Genomic DNA, 16,114 nt, shown 5'->3' with positions numbered 1-16,114 from the left:
GGGCGGGGCCCTATCGCTTTGTAATCGACCATGCCCCAGCAAGACGGACATAAACGCCGCACGCTGGATCCTGAGGATCCGTTTCAGTGGCACGCCCCCAGCCCCTATGTGGAGCTGGGTCTGGCCAGTTGTTTTTCGTTTCTGCGGGCGGCCTCTGACGCGGTGGATCTGACAGCGACGGCCAATCTGCTGGGCTATGATGCCATGGGCATTGCCGATCATAACACACTGGCCGGGGTGGTGCGTATCCATACCGAGGCACAGAAGGCCAAGCTGCGCCCACTGATCGGGACGCGGCTGGTTTTGCTGTGCGGTACGGAACTGCTGGCCTATCCAAAAGATCGTGCCGCCTATGCGCGGCTGTCCACATTGCTGAGCCGGGGTAAGATGTCGGATGTGGAGGGCGGCTGGCAGGAAAAAGGCGAAACCCATCTGACGCTTGAGATGCTGGCCACCCATGCCGAGGGGCTGCAACTGATCGTGATGCCGCCTGCGCAACTGGATGTGTTTGAGGCCGGATTGCCCCGGCTGGTGCGGGCGCTGCCGCAGTTGCGCCATATCGGCGCGGCCTATCTTTATCGCGGCGATGATGTGGCGCGGATCAACCGGTTAGATGGGATGGCGAGGGCGCAGGGCTTGGGCATTCTGGCCACCAATGATGTGCTGTATCATACGCCCCAGCGCCGCCCCCTGCAGGATGTGATGACCTGCATCCGCGAGAGCTGTACGATCGACAAGGCCGGTTTCCTGCTGGAGGCCAACGCAGAGCGGCATCTGAAATCTCCTGCCGAGATGTGCCGTTTGTTCGGTGCCTGGCCCCATGCCATCCGGGCCACGCGTGAGGTGGCGGATGCCTGCGCATTTTCGCTGAGCGATCTGAAATACGAATACCCCCATGAGATCGTGCCGGAAGGGCGCGGGGCGCAGGAGGAGTTGGAACATCTGACTTGGGAAGGTGCAGCGCGGCGTTATCCCGATGGAGTATCGGCGCGGATCAGGGGGATCATCGAAAAGGAATTTGCGCTGATCCGCTCCAAAAAGATCGCCCGCTATTTTCTGACCATCAATGACATCGTCCGCTTTGCCCGCGAGGTGGCAGAACCGCCGATCCTGTGTCAGGGGCGCGGGTCTGCGGCCAATTCGGCGGTCTGTTTCTGCCTTGGCATCACCGCGGTGGACCCCGAAGAACATGACGTGCTGTTTGAACGGTTTCTCAGCGAAGAGCGGGACGAGCCGCCCGACATTGACGTGGATTTCGAACATGAGCGGCGCGAGGAAGTGATCCAGTACATGTATGAAAAATACGGGCGCGAACGGGCCGGGCTCTGTGCCACGGTGATCCATTACCGGCCGCGATCCGCGATCCGCGAGGTTGGCAAGGCGATGGGCCTCTCCGAGGATGTGACGGCCAAATTGGCCAGCACGGTCTGGGGCAGTTTTGAGGGGCAGATGGGCGATGAACGGGTCAAGGACGCGGGCATGGACCTGTCTGACCCCTATCTGCGCCGGGTGATCGCGCTGGCGCGCGAGATGACCGGCATGCCGCGCCACCTAAGCCAGCATGTGGGCGGATTTATCCTGACCGAACGGCCCCTGACCGAGATGGTGCCGATTGGAAACGGCGCGATGCCCGAGCGTAGTTTTATCGAATGGGACAAGGATGACATTGATGCCTTGGGCATCTTCAAGGTGGATATTCTGGCGTTGGGGATGCTGACCTGTATCGCCAAATGTTTTGACCTGCTGCGGGCGCATTACGGCGTGGATCACGATCTGGCCAGCGTTCCGGCGGATGATGCGGCGACCTATGACATGCTGTGTGCGGGGGACAGCCTTGGGGTGTTTCAGGTGGAAAGCCGGGCGCAGATGGCGATGCTGCCGAAACTACGCCCTCGGGTGTTTTACGATCTGGTGATCGAGGTGGCGATTGTGCGCCCCGGCCCCATTCAGGGCGATATGGTGCATCCGTTCCTGCGCCGGCGTCAGGGGCTCGAAGGGGTCAGCTATCCCGCGCCGGGGCCGGAACATCCGCAGGATGAACTGCTCAAGATCCTGGGGCGGACGCTGGGCGTGCCGATCTTTCAGGAACAGGCGATGAAGATCGCCATTGATGCGGCGCGGTTTACGCCCAAGGAGGCCAATGAGCTGCGCAAGGCGATGGCCACCTTCCGCTCGCGCGGGACCATTGAAACGCTGCAAAACAAGATGGTGGGCCGGATGACCGATCGCGGCTATTCGGAAGATTTTGCGCGGCGGTGTTTTGATCAGATCAAAGGCTTTGGTGATTATGGCTTTCCCGAAAGCCACGCGGCCAGCTTTGCCAAGCTGGTTTATGTGTCCTCCTGGATGAAGTGCCACTATCCGGCGGCCTTTGCCTGTGCACTGCTCAATTCCCAGCCCATGGGGTTCTATGCGCCGGCACAGATCGTGCGGGATGCGCGGGAACATGGTGTGGAGTTGCGCGGGGTGGATGCCAATTATTCCGATTGGAACAGCACGCTGGAGCCCTGCGAGACCGGATTTGCACTGCGGCTTGGCCTGCGGCAGGTGGATGGCATGCGCGAGGATGCCGCGGCGCGGATCATGGCAGCGCGGGATGTGCCGTTTGTTGATGTGGCCGATCTCAAGGCGCGGGCGCGGCTGGATCGGGGGGCGGTGCGCCGGCTGGCGGCGGCGGATGCGATGCGGTCCATGGGGATCGACCGGCGTCAGGCGCTGTGGCAGGGGCAGGCTTTGAAAGATGCGCCGGATCTGCCGATCTTTACCCACGCCGAAGCGGGGGACGAGGGGGCGGAGCCCGCTGTATCGTTGCCCGCCATGCCTCAGGCGGAACATGTGGTTGCCGATTATCAGACATTGCGATTGTCGCTGAAGGCGCATCCGGTCAGCTTTTTCCGCGCCAGCCTGCGGCGTCAGGGGTTTGCGGTGACCGATCAACTGCCGGGGATGCGGAACGGGGCAGGGGTGTCATTGGCGGGGCTGGTGTTGGTGCGGCAAAAACCGGGCAGTGCCAAGGGCGTGTGTTTTATCACGCTGGAGGATGAGGCGGGGGTGGCCAATCTGGTGATCTGGCCCAAGCTGTTTGAACATTTTAGGCCCATCATCATGGGCGCCCGGCTTTTGGTGGTGCATGGGCGCATTCAAAGTGACGGGCGGGTTATTCACGTGGTGGCGGACCGGCTTGAGAACCGCACCGACCGGCTTGATGATCTGGCCGTAGACCGGGTGCCGCAGACGCAGGCGCGGGGGGATCATCCAACCCATCCGATTGCCGGACAGGTCAGCGCCCGGCGGCATCCACGTGATGTGCGCGTGATCCCGAAGTCGCGGGATTTTCATTAGCGGTGTGTTTCTGGCACTGATAGGCAGAGGCGCGGCCCCCTTTGGGGCCCGCAAGCGATTTTGTTTTGGTGATGAGGGACGCTGTCCCTCAAACTCCCTGGAATATTTGGGGCCAAAAAGGGAAGTGGGCAGTGATGCAAAGCAATGTGCCTTTGACGCGGGATCTGGTGTTGGTCGGGGGCGGGCATGCCCATGCGCTGGTGTTGCGGTCCTGGGGGATGACCCCCTTGCCGGGGGTGCGGTTGACGGTGATCAACCCCGGTCCGACGGCGCCTTATACGGGCATGTTGCCGGGGCATGTGGCGGGGCATTACGGACGCGATACCCTTGAGATAGATCTGGTGCGGTTGTGCCGTCATGCCGGTGCGCGGCTTATTCTGGACAAGGCCTGCGGGATCGATCGGGCCGCGCGGCAGATCTTGATGGAGGGGCGGATGCCGGTGGCTTATGATGTGGCTTCCATTGATGTGGGGATCACCGCGCAGATGGATCTGCCGGGATTTGCTGAGCACGGGGTCGGGGCCAAGCCGCTGGATGTTTATGCCTCCCGCTGGCGGGATTTTCTGGCGCAGGTGCAGGCCGGGCAGGCCGCGCCGGAGGTTGCGGTGATCGGCGGCGGCGTGGCGGGGTGCGAGTTGGCCTTGGCGATGGCCCATGCCTTGCGGCAGGTTGGCGTTGTGCCTGATGTCACGGTGATTGAGGCCGCTGCCGAGATTTCCGGTGTGGGCGCGTCGGCCCGGCGGCGGCTGTTGGCGCAGATGAAGCAGCTTGGCGTGGCAGTGCGGTGCGGCGCGCAGGTGACCAGGGTCGGGGCACAGCGGGTTGAAATAGCTGGGCAAGAGGCGGTTGCCGCAGCGCTCTGTGTGGGGGCTGCAGGTGCCTTTGCCCATGGATGGGTTGGCGAGACTGATCTGCCGCTTCAGGATGGCTTTATACGGGTTGATGAAACATTGGCCGTGGAGGATGACCCCGCCTTGTTTGCCGTGGGGGATTGCGCACATATGCCTTTCGCGCCGCGACCAAAGGCCGGGGTGTATGCCGTGCGAGCCGCGCCGGTTCTGCATCACAATTTGCGAGCCGCCTTGGGCGTTGGCCATCGCCGCAGGTTCAAACCGCAAGCGCATTATCTCAAGCTGATCTCGCTGGGTGGTAAATCCGCGATGGCGGAGAAGTTCGGGATGAGCCTGTCTGGCCCATTGCTGTGGCGGTGGAAAGATCGGATTGATCGGGCCTTTATGGAGAAATTCACCAACCTGCCGGTGATGCAGGCAGAGCCGCCGCGCGGCCCTGTGGCGGCAGGCGTTGCCGAGATGCTGGAAGCTGCGCCGCTTTGTGGTGGTTGCGGAGCGAAAGTGGGTGGCGGTGTTTTGGGCAACGCTTTGGATCACTTGAAGCTGGTCAGCGGCGCCGTTCTGACCGGAGCAGGGGATGATGCGGCGGTATTGCGCCAGCCTGGCGGTGGTTTTCAGGTGATCAGTACGGATCATCTGAGGGCGATGATTGCAGACCCCGTGTGCATGACACAGGTGGCGGCGGTTCATGCGCTCGGTGATATCTGGGCAATGGGGGCCAAGCCGCAGGTGGCGCTGGCGCATTTGATCCTGCCGCAGATGGCACCTGATTTGCAGGCACGGACTTTGGCCGAGATCACCCAAGCGGCGTCTGCTGTGATGGGTGCAGCTGGGGCGCAATTGGTGGGCGGGCATACCACCATGGGGGCTGAATTGACGGTCGGGTTCACGGTTACAGGGGTGCGCGACGAGATGCCGATCACCGTTTCAGGAGCGCAGGATGGTGATCTGCTGGTGTTGACCCGGCCCATTGGTACGGGGGTGATCTTTGCGGCGGATATGCAAGGCAAGGCGGATGGGCGTGATGTGGCCGCTGCCTTACAAACCATGCAAAAGCCGCAGGATATTGCGGCGGCGGCGCTGGCCAATGCGCATGCGATGACCGATGTGACGGGGTTTGGCCTTGCCGGGCATGTTCGGGCGATCTGCCGGGCGTCTATGATGGATGCGGATCTGTGGCAGGATCAGATACCGGTTTATGGCGGTGCGCGGGCCTTGTCGGACAGGGGCTTCGCGTCAAGCTTGATGCCTGCCAATCGCCGCGATGCGCAGGTCGCGGGGGTGGATGATCCATTGCTTTATGATCCGCAGACGGCGGGGGGATTGTTGGCTGCTTTGCCGCCCGATGCCGCGGCCAAGGCGGTCGCGCAGATGCAGGCAATGGGCATCACGGCAGCGGTGATCGGCACGCTGTCTGCCGGGCAGGGAGCGGTCACGCTGGCGCAGCGCCGCTGAGCAATGTTTGCGCGGTCTGCTGCAATGTGTCGTCAGACAGATCAGGCAATTCCAACCTCCGCAGCGGGGTGGTGGTGCGGGCGGCGGATTTGGCATATCGCGGGTCGTAGTGGTCACGGATCAGGTCTGCCGCGAGGGTGTTCCATTCACCGGTTTTGGCCAGATCATGCCAGTGTCCGATCCGGTCTGCGGGATGAAAGGACCGCATTTGATCTATTTGTGTCCCGAATTGTGCCGGATCAGAGGTTAAATCCTCGTAGGCGCGGCATAGGAAATCGGCGCGGGCGGCCAAAGGGGCAGATACTTCGACCCTCGGCGCGGCGCACATGCGGGTCCATAGCGCGGGCGGCACGACACGGTCGCCGATCTTGCTGCTTTCGGCCTCGACCCAAGTCAACTTGTTCGGATCAAGCTGTGCGCAAGCCGCTGCCAAACGAGACTCGAACATTTTCTGTTTGGGTTGTCCTTCTGCCATCGCCCCAAAGATCGAACCGCGATGTCCGGCCAGCGCTTCGAGGTCCAGTATTTGTCCGCCAGCGTTTGCAAGATGTTGAAGCAGGCGGGTTTTGGCAGTGCCGGTGCCCCCTGACACCAGGATCATTTGGTGCGGCAGCGGACCATCATAGAGCATCTTGCTGACCAGACGGCGATAGCTGCGATAACCACCGCTGAGCAGCCGCACCCGCCAACCAACTTGATCTAGGATCGTGGCAAAGGCACCGGATCGCTGGCCACCGCGCCAGCAATAGACCAACGGCTGCCAATCGCCACCTTTGCCGGCCAGCGGACCTTGCAGATGGGCGGCGGTGTTTTGTGCCACAAGGGCGGCGCCGATCTTGCGGGCGTTGAAGGGGCTGTCCTGTTTGTAGATCGTGCCAACCTCGGCCCGCTGCACATCATCAAGCACCGGCAGGTTGATCGCGCCGGGCAGGTGGTCTTCGGCAAATTCGGACGGTGCGCGGACATCAATGATCGTGTCCACGGCCAGATCGGTCAGATCGCTATAGGTGGAAAGGGTGCAGGGGATCATCAGGTGCCTCGGATCGGAACCTTCCCTATGTAACGGCTTTGCCGGTGAGGTCCAGTTGCGCGGCGGGTTGGAGCTTTTGCCAAAGGTGACGCACGGCAGTGAGATCCTGAATGCCAAGACCGCTGAGACAAGCGAGGGTGATATCCTCAGGTTCGCGTGCGATGCCTTGGGTCAAACAGGTGCCGATCTCGGTCAGGTCGCTTGTCGCGATGATCCCTTGCGCGATTGCCCTGCGGGGTGATCCGAACGCCTCACCTGAAGTGCGGGCATCTACAAAGACCTTGGCCTGTGCCATCGCTTGCGGGTCAATCTCGCATTTGGTTGCGTCATCGGAGCCAACGGAGGTGATGTGTTGGCCGGGCCGCAGCCAGCTTGCGTCGACCACCGGGTCTTTGGCGGCAGTGGCGGTGAGGATCACATCGGCAAGCGGCACGGCATCTGCGAGATCGCCAGCCAGTGAAAATTCTGTTCTAGGGTGGATTTTGGCCAGGTCATCGCGCAGTTGCGCGGTCTTTTGTGGATCGCGCCCCCATACAGCGATTTGTGGCACGCGGCGCGACAATAGCAATGCCTCGACCTGCAACCGCGCCTGCATTCCAGTGCCGACGACCAATGCACTGGCGACATCCCGCGGAGCGAGCAGATCGGCAACCAAAGCGCCTGCAGCCGCAGTGCGATAATCCGAGATCAGATGATTGTCCTGCAAAATCGCGATAGGTTTGCAGGTGATGCTGTCAAACACAACGATCAATCCGCTGGAGGCCGGTTCGCCGCGATCGACAAGCACCTGCGACCAGCCCGCCATCTTGACGGTGAAGATCGGGCAATCTGGCAGGCAGGCGGATTTGACGTGAATGTCAGCCATGTCATTGGGGTGCAACACATAGACGGGCGCTTGCGCACTGCCATCCGAGAGGGCGCGAAAGGCGTCTTTTGCAGCGGGCAACAGGGCGGCAATGTCCAGATGCGGGGCAATATCTTCGGGTTGAAACATGGGGATCATGGGGCAACAACCTTTCCTTCACCGACAAAGGCAACCTGCCCTGCAACGGAGATATTTGCGATGCTATCAGGGGTGCCATAGGCCGTCACCTGCAACCGGCTGGGGCGACCCATGAAATGCCCTTGTTTAAGGGTCACTGGATCACCCGCTTTGATCAGCCCGTGTTTCAGCGCAAAGGCTCCGACCACCCCGGCCGCACTGCCGGTGGCGATGTCCTCGACGATGCCATCGTTGTTCCAATGCCGTCCTTCAAAGGTGTTTACATCAAACAGATAGGCAAATTCGGCCCCGACATCCGCCAGTTTTTGATCAAGATCAGCGATGGTGATCCGCGCATTCTCCAGCCCGGAGGTCAAAGGGATGACGAGATATTTTAGCCCGGTGGAAATCACCTCAAGCGGCAGATCGGCGATCTGTGCGGTGGTCAGATTGAACGCCTTGGCAAAGCCCGGTTTGGCGGTGGCGGGCAAGGCCGCGATGAAATCCGGGGTGCCTTGATCCAGCGTGCCGATGTATCTGCCATCTTCGACCTCGGTGGCAATTTTGACCACGCGTCCGCCGTTCAATCTGATTTTCCAGCTTTGCGGTGTGAGGCTGCCACTGGCGCGGTGCAACGTACAGGCCGCGCCGATCAGTGGGTGTCCGGCGAAGGGCAATTCTTCGATCAGATCAAAAACCCGTGCGGTGATTTGTCCTTGGTCTTGGCTGAGAAAAATAGATTCGAAATGCCGCATTTCCTGCGTCATACGCAGCATCTGTTCGGCGCTTAGCCCGGCGCAATCGGTAAAAACCGCAAGGCTGTTGCCCGCATAAGGGCGGTTTGCGAACACATCGCAATGCACAAAGTTGTAGTGGTCGGACGTCTGTGGCATAGCATACCTGCATAGTGGAGAATCTATATAGATGAATGACTATACGACTGCTGAAATCGAGTCAATCGCTGGCCCGTTGAAGGCCTTGGCGAATGAAAACCGCTTGCAGATCCTGCATTGGCTGGCCGATCCCGAGCGGTTTTTCCCGCCGCAAGTGGATGGCGATTTGGTGCAGGATGGCGTTTGTGTCGGTTTCATCACCGAGAAGATTGGCCTAAAACAGCCGACGGTGACCAATCATATGAAAATCCTGCAAGATGCCGGCCTTGTACGCAGCAAACGCATCAAGAACTGGGTGTTTTATCAATTGATCCAAGGCGCGGTTGCAAGCTGCCTTGAGGATGTCAGGCAGCTTGCCAAGGTGTAATACGCCGAGGGCTTAACCCTCTGCGGATGGGTCTTTGGGGTCGCAAATCTCGTACCAGGAGGGCTTTTCATTCACATGTTCATGAAAGCCATTTTTGATCGGCAGCTCATCATCAAACGCATTGGCCGAGATGGGAAAGCTGTCCTCCTCTGACAGGATTTCGCCAAGAGAGGTCCCGCAGGTTTTGCAAAAGCATCTGGGGTATTTATACGGCGCCTCAGGGACAAAAGCCTGAACGTTGTCTTTGCCTTTGATCCAGCTCAGGGTGTCTTTCTTCACAAAAACAATCGCGCTGGCCCCGGCCTTGCGGCACCGCGAACAATGGCAGGTGCCCATCATCGTCGGCGGCGAGTCCAATGCAAACTCGATGGCCCCGCAATAACAACTTCCTTTTAGCATCGCCTCTAATCCTATTCCAATGGCTGCAATGTGAGAACATTACGTGAACATTTATGATGCAGCAATATCAAACCGGAGAGGGAGAGGGCGTCAGTCAGCCGATCAGATGTGCGGGCCGTAGCAAGATGCTGGAAAGGGAATGGTTTGGTGGAGCATAGCGGGATCGAACCGCTGTCTCAGACTGTCCGCGCAGCGGACGGGCGTCAGTCAGCCGATCAGGTGTGCGGGCCGTAGCAAGATGCTGGAAAGGGAAGGGTTTGGTGGAGCATAGCGGGATCGAACCGCTGACCTCCTGCATGCCATGCAGGCGCTCTCCCAGCTGAGCTAATGCCCCATTCAGGTCAGTGACCTTAGTGGATGAGCCGGTAACTAGGCGCAAGCGAAGGCGGGATCAAGTGGAAAATCCACCTCCCGCCTTCGAATTTTAGGAATCGTCGTCGTCCGATGCCACGTCCGCAATATCGTCCAGCGGAACAGTGTCGCTATCGTCGTCGTCATCGTCCAGAATATCGTCATCCAGTTCCACATCGACGTCGTCATCATCGAGGATTGCATCCTCTTCGACTTCGGCTTCTTTGGCCTTGGCTGTAACGGCATCTTCGGCGTCTGCCGCGATCATCCGGGATTTGGATGCATCTACTTCCAGCGCCTCGCCGGTGTAGGGGCTGACGATCGGGTTCTTGTTCAGGTCATAGAAGCGCTTGCCCGTTGTGGGGCACAGGCGCTTCGTTCCCCATTCTTCTTTGGGCATGGAACACCCCTCTTCGAAATTTCGGTTGCGTATAGATGATTCCGGCCAAGTGCCATATGAGGGTGGGACTGTCAAAGGCTTTAGCCGACTGTTGCCAATTGGACCCTGTTGATGACCGACCCAATTCTGCCCGGCAATCCGCCAATTGTGCTGCTGATGCGGCGTTCTGCACAGGCAAAACGGATCTCGTTGCGGATTTCCCAATTGGACGGCCGGGTGACATTGACGATGCCCGCCAAGCTCGCGGAGGCAGAAGCGATGGCCTTTGCCCGCAGCAAAGAGGCATGGATTCGCAAACATCTTGAGGCTCGGGGCGAGGATGTACCTGTGGCACTGGGTGCTGAGGTGCCGGTGGGCGGACAGATGTTGCGAATCGTGTCGGGGCAGGGCCGGAGGGTGCAGATCGGACAAGCGGAGATCGCCGTGCCGGGTGCCCCTGATCGGGTCGCGGTGCGGCTTGGCGCGTATCTCAAAGAAGTGGCACGTGATCGGCTGGCAGGTGCATGCGATGACTATGCCGCCTTGCTGGGCAAAAGATATGGCCGGATCACCATGCGCGATACGCGGTCCCGTTGGGGCAGTTGCACCAGCGATGGTGCGTTGATGTTTTCGTGGCGCTTGATTATGGCGCCGCCAGAGGTGCTTGACTATGTCGCCGCACATGAGGTCGCGCATTTGGCCGAGATGAACCATTCTACCGCATTTTGGACGGGTGTTGAGCGGATCTATGGTGATTACCAAGCGCCGCGCAAATGGTTGCGACAACATGGCAGCGATCTGCACCGCTATCAGTTTTAAAGGACGCTATTTTGCCTGAAATTCGATCCGCCGCCGAGTATTCAACCGCCCAATTGCTTGACGTCACCAACGATGCCTTTTCGGACTACGCGGTTCCGATGAAGCAAACTCTGCAGGGGTTTGAAACGTTTCTGCGTCAGCGTGGCGTGGTCTTGCCCAGATCTTTTGTGATGGTTGAGGGTGATGAAATAGTGGCGCTTTGGCTTATCTCGGTGCGCGGCAAACGTGGATATTTAGCCAGCAGCGGCACCCGCCCTGCGTTTCGCGGGCGTGGGGTTGCGCGGGCCTTGGCGGAGCATTCCATGGCGGATCTTGCAGCCAATAGCGTAAACCATCTGCAGACAGAGGTTTTGCAAAGCAACACAGCGGCCTTCGCGCTTTATCAAAGCCTGGGGATGGTGATCCGGCGGCAATTGAACTGTTTTACCATTCCTGAGACACCTCTGGTCGAAGCGGGTCTGGCTGCTTTTGTGCCGGTGCAATGGTCCGATATTGCGCCAGATGCTGCTGCGCTGCACGATTGGCCGCCGTCATGGCAAAATGCGGCAGGCTCGCTCGTGGCGGCGGGGGAAAATTTGATGTGTCTGGCGCATTACGATGCGGGGCGGTTGGTGGCCTACGCTGCAGTCTATCGCGACACTGCTACCTTGGCACAGTTTGCCGTTGCGCCGGATCACCGCCGTCTGGGACTTGGACGGGCGATCATTGGCACGGTGCAGCGCGCGCTGCCGGATCGCGCCCTTCGGGTGATCAACGCACAACAAGACGATCTGGGGTTCGATACCTTTATGCAAGCGCTGAACGCCGAGCCGATCGTTCAGCAATTTGAGCTTTGCCGGGAGCTTTGACCTTTGCGGGATCAAGCGATTTTGAGCGCGGTGATCCCGGCAATGATCAGTGCAATCCCCGCCACCCGGATTGGAGTAAGCTGATCGCCAAACATGGCAACACCCAAAACCGCTGCGCCGACAACACCGATGCCGACCCAAACCGCATAGGCCGTGCCAAGCGGCAGATCCTTCATCGCAAGCGCCAGCAGCCAGAAACTGATCGCGGCGGCGATGGCTGTAATGGCGGAGGGCAAAATCACGGTAAATCCGTTTGATGCCTTAAGCGCGGCGGCCCAGACCACCTCAAAGAGGCCTGCAATCACCAGCAACAGCCATGCATTTCCCATCCCGCAATCTCCTTTGACTGAAAAACATGTTTGAGGCAAAGCTTAGTCAGGTGAACCTTGACCTACCAGCGCATTTGTGATCACAAATGCCAATGACCCTGACCGCCCGCCCTTCCGATGCAACTTCACCTGCCCATGACCGCCTGTATCGCGGTTTGCGGAGCCGGATCATGCATGGCGACTTGCCGCCCGGTCATGCGTTGACCCTGCGCGGGATTGGCAAGGAATATGAGGTCTCGATGACACCGGCCCGTGAGGCGGTGCGAAGGCTTGCGGCGGAGGGGGCGCTGACCATGTCAACTTCCGGACGGATCAGCACGCCAGAGCTTTCCAATGAACGCATCGAAGAGCTGGCCGCGTTGCGGGCGTTGATCGAGGTTGAGCTGGCCAGCCGCGCCTTGCCGCGTGCCCATATGGCGCTGATTGACCGAATGCAAACCATCAACAACGCCATCTCAGAGGCCGTCGCCCACCGCGATGCGGTCAGCTACATTCGCACCAATCTGGAATTTCACCGCACACTTTATCTGCGGGCGCAGGCCCCGGCGATGCTGGCGATGGCCGAAACGGTCTGGCTCCAGATGGGGCCAACGATGCGTGCGCTATATGGCCGTTTGCGCCGTACCGACCCGCCACAATTTCACCGTTTGATCATTGCGGCGCTCAAGGCTGGGGACGAACCTGGCTTGCGGCTCGCTGTGCGGTCTGACGTGACGCAGGGTCTGCGGATGCTGGCCAGTTAGCCAGCCACGCCTTTCTTGTCCGGCGGGGGCTTTGGCGTGATAGCGGTCCAGTTCTTGCCAGCAGACACAACGCAACTGATCCCATTTGGATGGCTGACCAATATGGTAAAGCTGTTCCCGCCTGGCGACGCCCAAACCTCAATCAATGAACGGGCATTCTGAAGGCCGGTTGCGGTGAGAGCCTCGTTAAACTGGGTGGTCAAACGGTCCACCAGATCGACACGCGGCGCACAGGTCATCGCCGCTGCTGGCGGGCCGGTTGCGACCATCCCGAACAGCAGGGCAGAGGTGAGAATACGTTTGTACATGATTTGCTCCTTTTCGCAGGCGAAGGAAGGAGCGCAGATCGCAAGAAGGGGTCTATGCTCCTTCACCTATTGATATGGGGGTCAGATAGGCCTGGTTCAAATCAAATGTGATCACAAATTTGAAACGCGGTGCAGGTCCGTCCACTTGACCACCCCCGCGCCATCGCGCAGTGTGCAGCCATGCGCATGTTCAGACATATCACCTATTATCGCCGCCCCATTTGATAGCGGCCCCTTTTCTTGCATTTTCAATATTTTGGCCGCCTTGTGCGGCTTTGTGCCGTGCAGGCCGCCCTTAGGAACAACAGATGTCATCCATCACCATCAGACCCGTGGCCGCCCCCGACCTTCCGGCTGTCCTTGAGATGATCAATGGGCTTGCGGCGCATCACGATGATACCGCCGCAGTGACCCTCGCCAGCCTTGAACGTGACGTGATGGGCGCCGCGCCCTGGCTTACCTTGCTGGTTGCCGAGCGGGACAAGGTGTTGCTGGGTTATGCCGCCCTATGCCCGATGGCGCAGTTGCAATTCGGGGTGCGCGGCATGGATTTGCATCATTTGTTTGTCAGCCCGCAGGCACGCGGTCTCGGGCTGAGCAAGCAATTGATTGATGCCAGTATGGCCGCAGCGAAGGATCAGGAGTGCCGCTATATGACCGTCGGCACCCATCCCGACAACGTCACCGCGCAGGGCATTTATCTGGCCGCCGGGTTTGAGCCGCTTGACGGGATCGGGCCACGCTTTCGGATCAAATTTGACTAACGGTCAAGCCGCCAGCCCTTTGCCGCCAATATCAAGATACTTGCGCCGCCGGTCCGCGATCAACGCCTTGCCATCCTTGCCGTCCAGCTCTTTGAGCATTTCGGTGATGGCGCCGCGCACCGCTTCGATGGTCTTTTCCGCATCGCGGTGCGCACCACCTTTGGGCTCTGGAATGATCCGGTCTGTCACGCCCAGCTTTTTGAGATCACTCGCCGTGAGCCGCATCGCCTCTGCCGCTTCGCGCATCTTTTCGCTGTCTTTCCACAGGATCGAGGCACAGCCTTCAGGGGTGATGACAGAATAGACCGAGTGTTCCAACATCGCGACCCGGTTCGCCGTGGCAAAGGCCACCGCGCCGCCAGAACCACCCTCGCCAATGATTACGCTGACCAATGGCACGCCGATCTGAAGACATTTCTCTGTGGATCGGGCAATCGCCTCAGACTGCCCGCGCTCTTCCGCACCTTTGCCGGGATAGGCGCCGGGGGTATCCACCAATGTCACCACTGGCAGGCCAAAGCGCCCTGCCAGTTCCAAGAGCCGCACAGCTTTGCGATATCCCTCGGGGCGGGCCATGCCGAAATTCCGTTCAATCCGGGATTTGGTATCATTGCCCTTTTCGTGACCGATCACCATCACCGGTTGGTCATTGAACCGCGCCAAACCGCCCATCACCGCCAGATCATCGGCAAAATTCCGGTCGCCTGCCAGCGGTGTGAACTCGGTGAACAACGCCTCGACGTAGTCCTTGCAATGGGGCCGCTCGGGGTGCCGCGCCACCTGGCATTTCCGCCAAGGGGTCAGATCGCTGTAAAGCTCCTCCAGAAGGGCGGCGGCCTTGGTATCAAGGGCCTTGGCCTCTTCGGTGATGTCCATCTCTTCATTCGCCCGCGCCAATGCGCGCAGTTCTTCCGCCTTGCCTTCAATTTCGGCCAAGGGTTTTTCGAAATCCAGATATTGGGTCATTGGGTGCTCCGGCTGTTTGCCATGATATATGGCGGGCATTTGGAGCATTTGCAACGCGCCGCGATGTGTTGATCACCCGCCAAGGCCCAGAACAGGATAAAGAGAGGCAATGAGCAAAGCCGCCATGGTCCAGTTAAATGCCCTGAGCCGCCCCGGATTGGTCAAGAACCGCGCCATCTGCTGGCCCAGAATGGTCCAGACGCCAACCGACGGCAGGTTAACCGTGGAAAAACACACTGCCGCTGCCAGCAACATCCAAGCGCCTTGATCGGCCACATAAACGGTAATCGCGGTCAGCGCCATCGCCCATGCTTTCGGGTTCACCCATTGGAAGGCAGCAGCCTGCAAAAACGTCATGGGCCGCCCCGCCGCGTTGCGCTTTTCAATGGGTGCAGCGTTGGCAATCTTCCACGCCAGATAGATCATATAGACCACGCTGGCGATCTTCAGCACGGTATAGCTGATTGGGTAAAGGTCAAATATTTGCACCAGCCCCATGCCCGTCAACAGCATCAGGATCAGAAACCCGATCGAAATGCCCAGCATATGAGGAATGGTCCGCAAAAATCCGTAGTTGGCCCCTGAAGCCATCAACATCAGGTTATTCGGTCCCGGCGTGGCGGAACTGACAAAGGCGAAAAGCGCGAGCGCGGGAATGACTTCGATATTCATAACGCAATGTTTGACAGATATTCCGCGCCGCGTAATTGTGAATTGAAGTTTTTCTCCGAAAGTTGAGCAATATATGTCGAAACTTGACCGTATATCCGACCAAATATTGCAAGAGCTGTCTCGCAATGGCCGGATCAGCAATATCGAACTCGCAGACAAAGTGGGCCTGTCACCCTCTGCCTGTCTGCGCCGAGTGCAGGATCTGGAAAAGCGCGGCGTGATCACCGGCTACCGCGCTGTTCTGGATCGCGCCGCACTGGGGGCAGGGTTTGTGGCCTATGTCGGAGTGGGTCTGAAAGACCATTCCAAAGCCAGCCAAGAGGCCTTTGAACGTGCGATTTCGCATGCCCCGGAAGTGCGCGAATGCCACAACATCACCGGCACAATCGAATACCTGCTGCGCGTCGAATGCGCGGACCTCAAAGCCTACAAAAGCTTCCACACCGACATGCTGGGCGCCTTGCCGCAAGTGAACGGAATCACATCCTATGTTGTGATGGGGTCTCCCAAAGACGAACGCGCCTGACCCCTCTTCATTTGGCCAGAAAACCTCCACGGGGGTCTGGGGGTGTGAAACCCCAGTAGCGACGTCGGGTCTGGGGCGTGAGTCCCATCA

The 16,114-nt window shown here is 59.5% G+C and carries 17 protein-coding genes and 1 tRNA gene; 8 read left to right on the top strand and 10 right to left on the bottom strand.

The genetic code is table 11. The features are described 5' to 3' along the window. Positions 1–30: 30 nt before the first annotated feature. Together C8N31_RS01055 and selD are read left to right on the top strand one after the other, a co-directional pair. Positions 31–3,342 carry an error-prone DNA polymerase gene (locus tag C8N31_RS01055; RefSeq protein WP_025047094.1) on the top strand — a complete coding sequence of 1,104 codons (3,312 nt, stop codon included), beginning with the start codon at positions 31–33 and terminating at the stop codon, positions 3,340–3,342. 134 nt (positions 3,343–3,476) lie between these two features. Beyond that, positions 3,477–5,648 carry a selenide, water dikinase SelD gene (selD, locus tag C8N31_RS01050; protein WP_231476714.1) on the top strand — a complete coding sequence of 724 codons (2,172 nt, stop codon included), beginning with the start codon at positions 3,477–3,479 and terminating at the stop codon, positions 5,646–5,648. Here the strand turns inward: selD and mnmH are convergent. Genes mnmH through C8N31_RS01035 form a run of 3 tightly spaced genes read right to left on the bottom strand, consistent with a single transcriptional unit; the run spans position 5,626 to position 8,553 of the window. Beyond that, positions 5,626–6,678 carry a tRNA 2-selenouridine(34) synthase MnmH gene (mnmH, locus tag C8N31_RS01045; RefSeq protein ID WP_051544566.1) on the bottom strand — a complete coding sequence of 351 codons (1,053 nt, stop codon included), beginning with the start codon at positions 6,676–6,678 and terminating at the stop codon, positions 5,626–5,628. The two genes, selD and mnmH, sit on opposite strands and share 23 nt — an antisense overlap. A 25-nt stretch (positions 6,679–6,703) precedes the next feature. Beyond that, positions 6,704–7,681: an ornithine cyclodeaminase family protein gene (locus tag C8N31_RS01040; RefSeq protein ID WP_025047091.1), complete on the bottom strand. Its 978-nt coding sequence runs from the start codon at positions 7,679–7,681 to the stop codon at positions 6,704–6,706. Further along, positions 7,678–8,553: a PhzF family phenazine biosynthesis protein gene (locus tag C8N31_RS01035; protein WP_025047090.1), complete on the bottom strand. Its 876-nt coding sequence runs from the start codon at positions 8,551–8,553 to the stop codon at positions 7,678–7,680. Before C8N31_RS01035 ends, C8N31_RS01040 begins: the two co-directional genes overlap by 4 nt. Positions 8,554–8,584: 31 nt before the next feature. On the opposite strand from C8N31_RS01035, the gene C8N31_RS01030 reads away from it, so the two are divergent. Next, positions 8,585–8,920: an ArsR/SmtB family transcription factor gene (locus C8N31_RS01030; RefSeq protein WP_025047089.1), complete on the top strand. Its 336-nt coding sequence runs from the start codon at positions 8,585–8,587 to the stop codon at positions 8,918–8,920. A gap of 12 nt (positions 8,921–8,932) precedes the next feature. Here the strand turns inward: C8N31_RS01030 and C8N31_RS01025 are convergent, their stop codons facing one another. From C8N31_RS01025 to C8N31_RS01015, 3 genes are all read right to left on the bottom strand, one after another. Continuing rightward, complete coding sequence (locus C8N31_RS01025) at positions 8,933–9,319, bottom strand: GFA family protein (RefSeq protein WP_025047088.1); 387 nt, start codon at positions 9,317–9,319, stop codon at positions 8,933–8,935. Between the two features lie 258 nt (positions 9,320–9,577). Next, positions 9,578–9,653: transfer RNA gene (locus C8N31_RS01020), tRNA-Ala, on the bottom strand. Positions 9,654–9,743: 90 nt separating this feature from the next. Next, on the bottom strand, positions 9,744–10,070 hold the full coding sequence (locus C8N31_RS01015; RefSeq protein WP_025047087.1) for a TIGR02300 family protein: 327 nt from the start codon (positions 10,068–10,070) through the stop codon (positions 9,744–9,746). Between the two features lie 111 nt (positions 10,071–10,181). On the opposite strand from C8N31_RS01015, the gene C8N31_RS01010 reads away from it, so the two are divergent. Together C8N31_RS01010 and C8N31_RS01005 are read left to right on the top strand one after the other, a co-directional pair. Next, complete coding sequence (locus tag C8N31_RS01010; RefSeq protein ID WP_025047086.1) at positions 10,182–10,868, top strand: M48 family metallopeptidase; 687 nt, start codon at positions 10,182–10,184, stop codon at positions 10,866–10,868. An 11-nt stretch (positions 10,869–10,879) separates the two neighbouring features. Then, a complete protein-coding gene (locus tag C8N31_RS01005; RefSeq protein WP_025047085.1) occupies positions 10,880–11,716 on the top strand; it encodes a GNAT family N-acetyltransferase in 837 nt (278 codons plus the stop codon). Positions 11,717–11,727: 11 nt separating this feature from the next. On the opposite strand, the gene C8N31_RS01000 is transcribed toward C8N31_RS01005, so the two are convergent. Further along, positions 11,728–12,045, bottom strand: coding sequence for a DMT family transporter (locus C8N31_RS01000; RefSeq protein WP_025047084.1), 318 nt, complete (start codon positions 12,043–12,045; stop codon positions 11,728–11,730). Between the two features lie 92 nt (positions 12,046–12,137). Between C8N31_RS01000 and C8N31_RS00995 the strand changes: the two genes are divergently transcribed. After that, positions 12,138–12,788 carry a GntR family transcriptional regulator gene (locus C8N31_RS00995; RefSeq protein ID WP_025047083.1) on the top strand — a complete coding sequence of 217 codons (651 nt, stop codon included), beginning with the start codon at positions 12,138–12,140 and terminating at the stop codon, positions 12,786–12,788. Here the strand turns inward: C8N31_RS00995 and C8N31_RS00990 are convergent. Then, positions 12,785–13,096 carry a hypothetical protein gene (locus tag C8N31_RS00990; RefSeq protein WP_025047082.1) on the bottom strand — a complete coding sequence of 104 codons (312 nt, stop codon included), beginning with the start codon at positions 13,094–13,096 and terminating at the stop codon, positions 12,785–12,787. The genes C8N31_RS00995 and C8N31_RS00990 overlap by 4 nt on opposite strands. Positions 13,097–13,404: 308 nt before the next feature. On the opposite strand from C8N31_RS00990, the gene C8N31_RS00980 reads away from it, so the two are divergent. Then, a complete protein-coding gene (locus C8N31_RS00980; protein WP_025047080.1) occupies positions 13,405–13,860 on the top strand; it encodes a GNAT family N-acetyltransferase in 456 nt (151 codons plus the stop codon). A 3-nt stretch (positions 13,861–13,863) separates the two neighbouring features. Here C8N31_RS00980 and C8N31_RS00975 read toward each other — a convergent pair whose 3' ends face one another. Together C8N31_RS00975 and C8N31_RS00970 are read right to left on the bottom strand one after the other, a co-directional pair. Beyond that, positions 13,864–14,826, bottom strand: coding sequence for an acetyl-CoA carboxylase carboxyltransferase subunit alpha (locus tag C8N31_RS00975; protein WP_025047079.1), 963 nt, complete (start codon positions 14,824–14,826; stop codon positions 13,864–13,866). A gap of 72 nt (positions 14,827–14,898) precedes the next feature. Next, positions 14,899–15,498 carry a LysE family translocator gene (locus C8N31_RS00970; protein ID WP_025047078.1) on the bottom strand — a complete coding sequence of 200 codons (600 nt, stop codon included), beginning with the start codon at positions 15,496–15,498 and terminating at the stop codon, positions 14,899–14,901. Positions 15,499–15,571: 73 nt separating this feature from the next. Here C8N31_RS00970 and C8N31_RS00965 point away from each other — a divergent pair, with 73 nt between their 5' ends. Further along, positions 15,572–16,024 (top strand): Lrp/AsnC family transcriptional regulator, encoded by a 453-nt coding sequence (locus C8N31_RS00965; protein WP_025047077.1) that lies wholly within the window; start codon positions 15,572–15,574, stop codon positions 16,022–16,024. Positions 16,025–16,114: the final 90 nt, after the last annotated feature.

The organism is Sulfitobacter mediterraneus, assembly GCF_003054325.1.
Taxonomy (GTDB): Bacteria; Pseudomonadota; Alphaproteobacteria; order Rhodobacterales; family Rhodobacteraceae; genus Sulfitobacter; species Sulfitobacter mediterraneus.
Note: the sequence above shows the minus strand (reverse complement) of the source record. Positions and strands in the feature narration are given on the sequence as shown.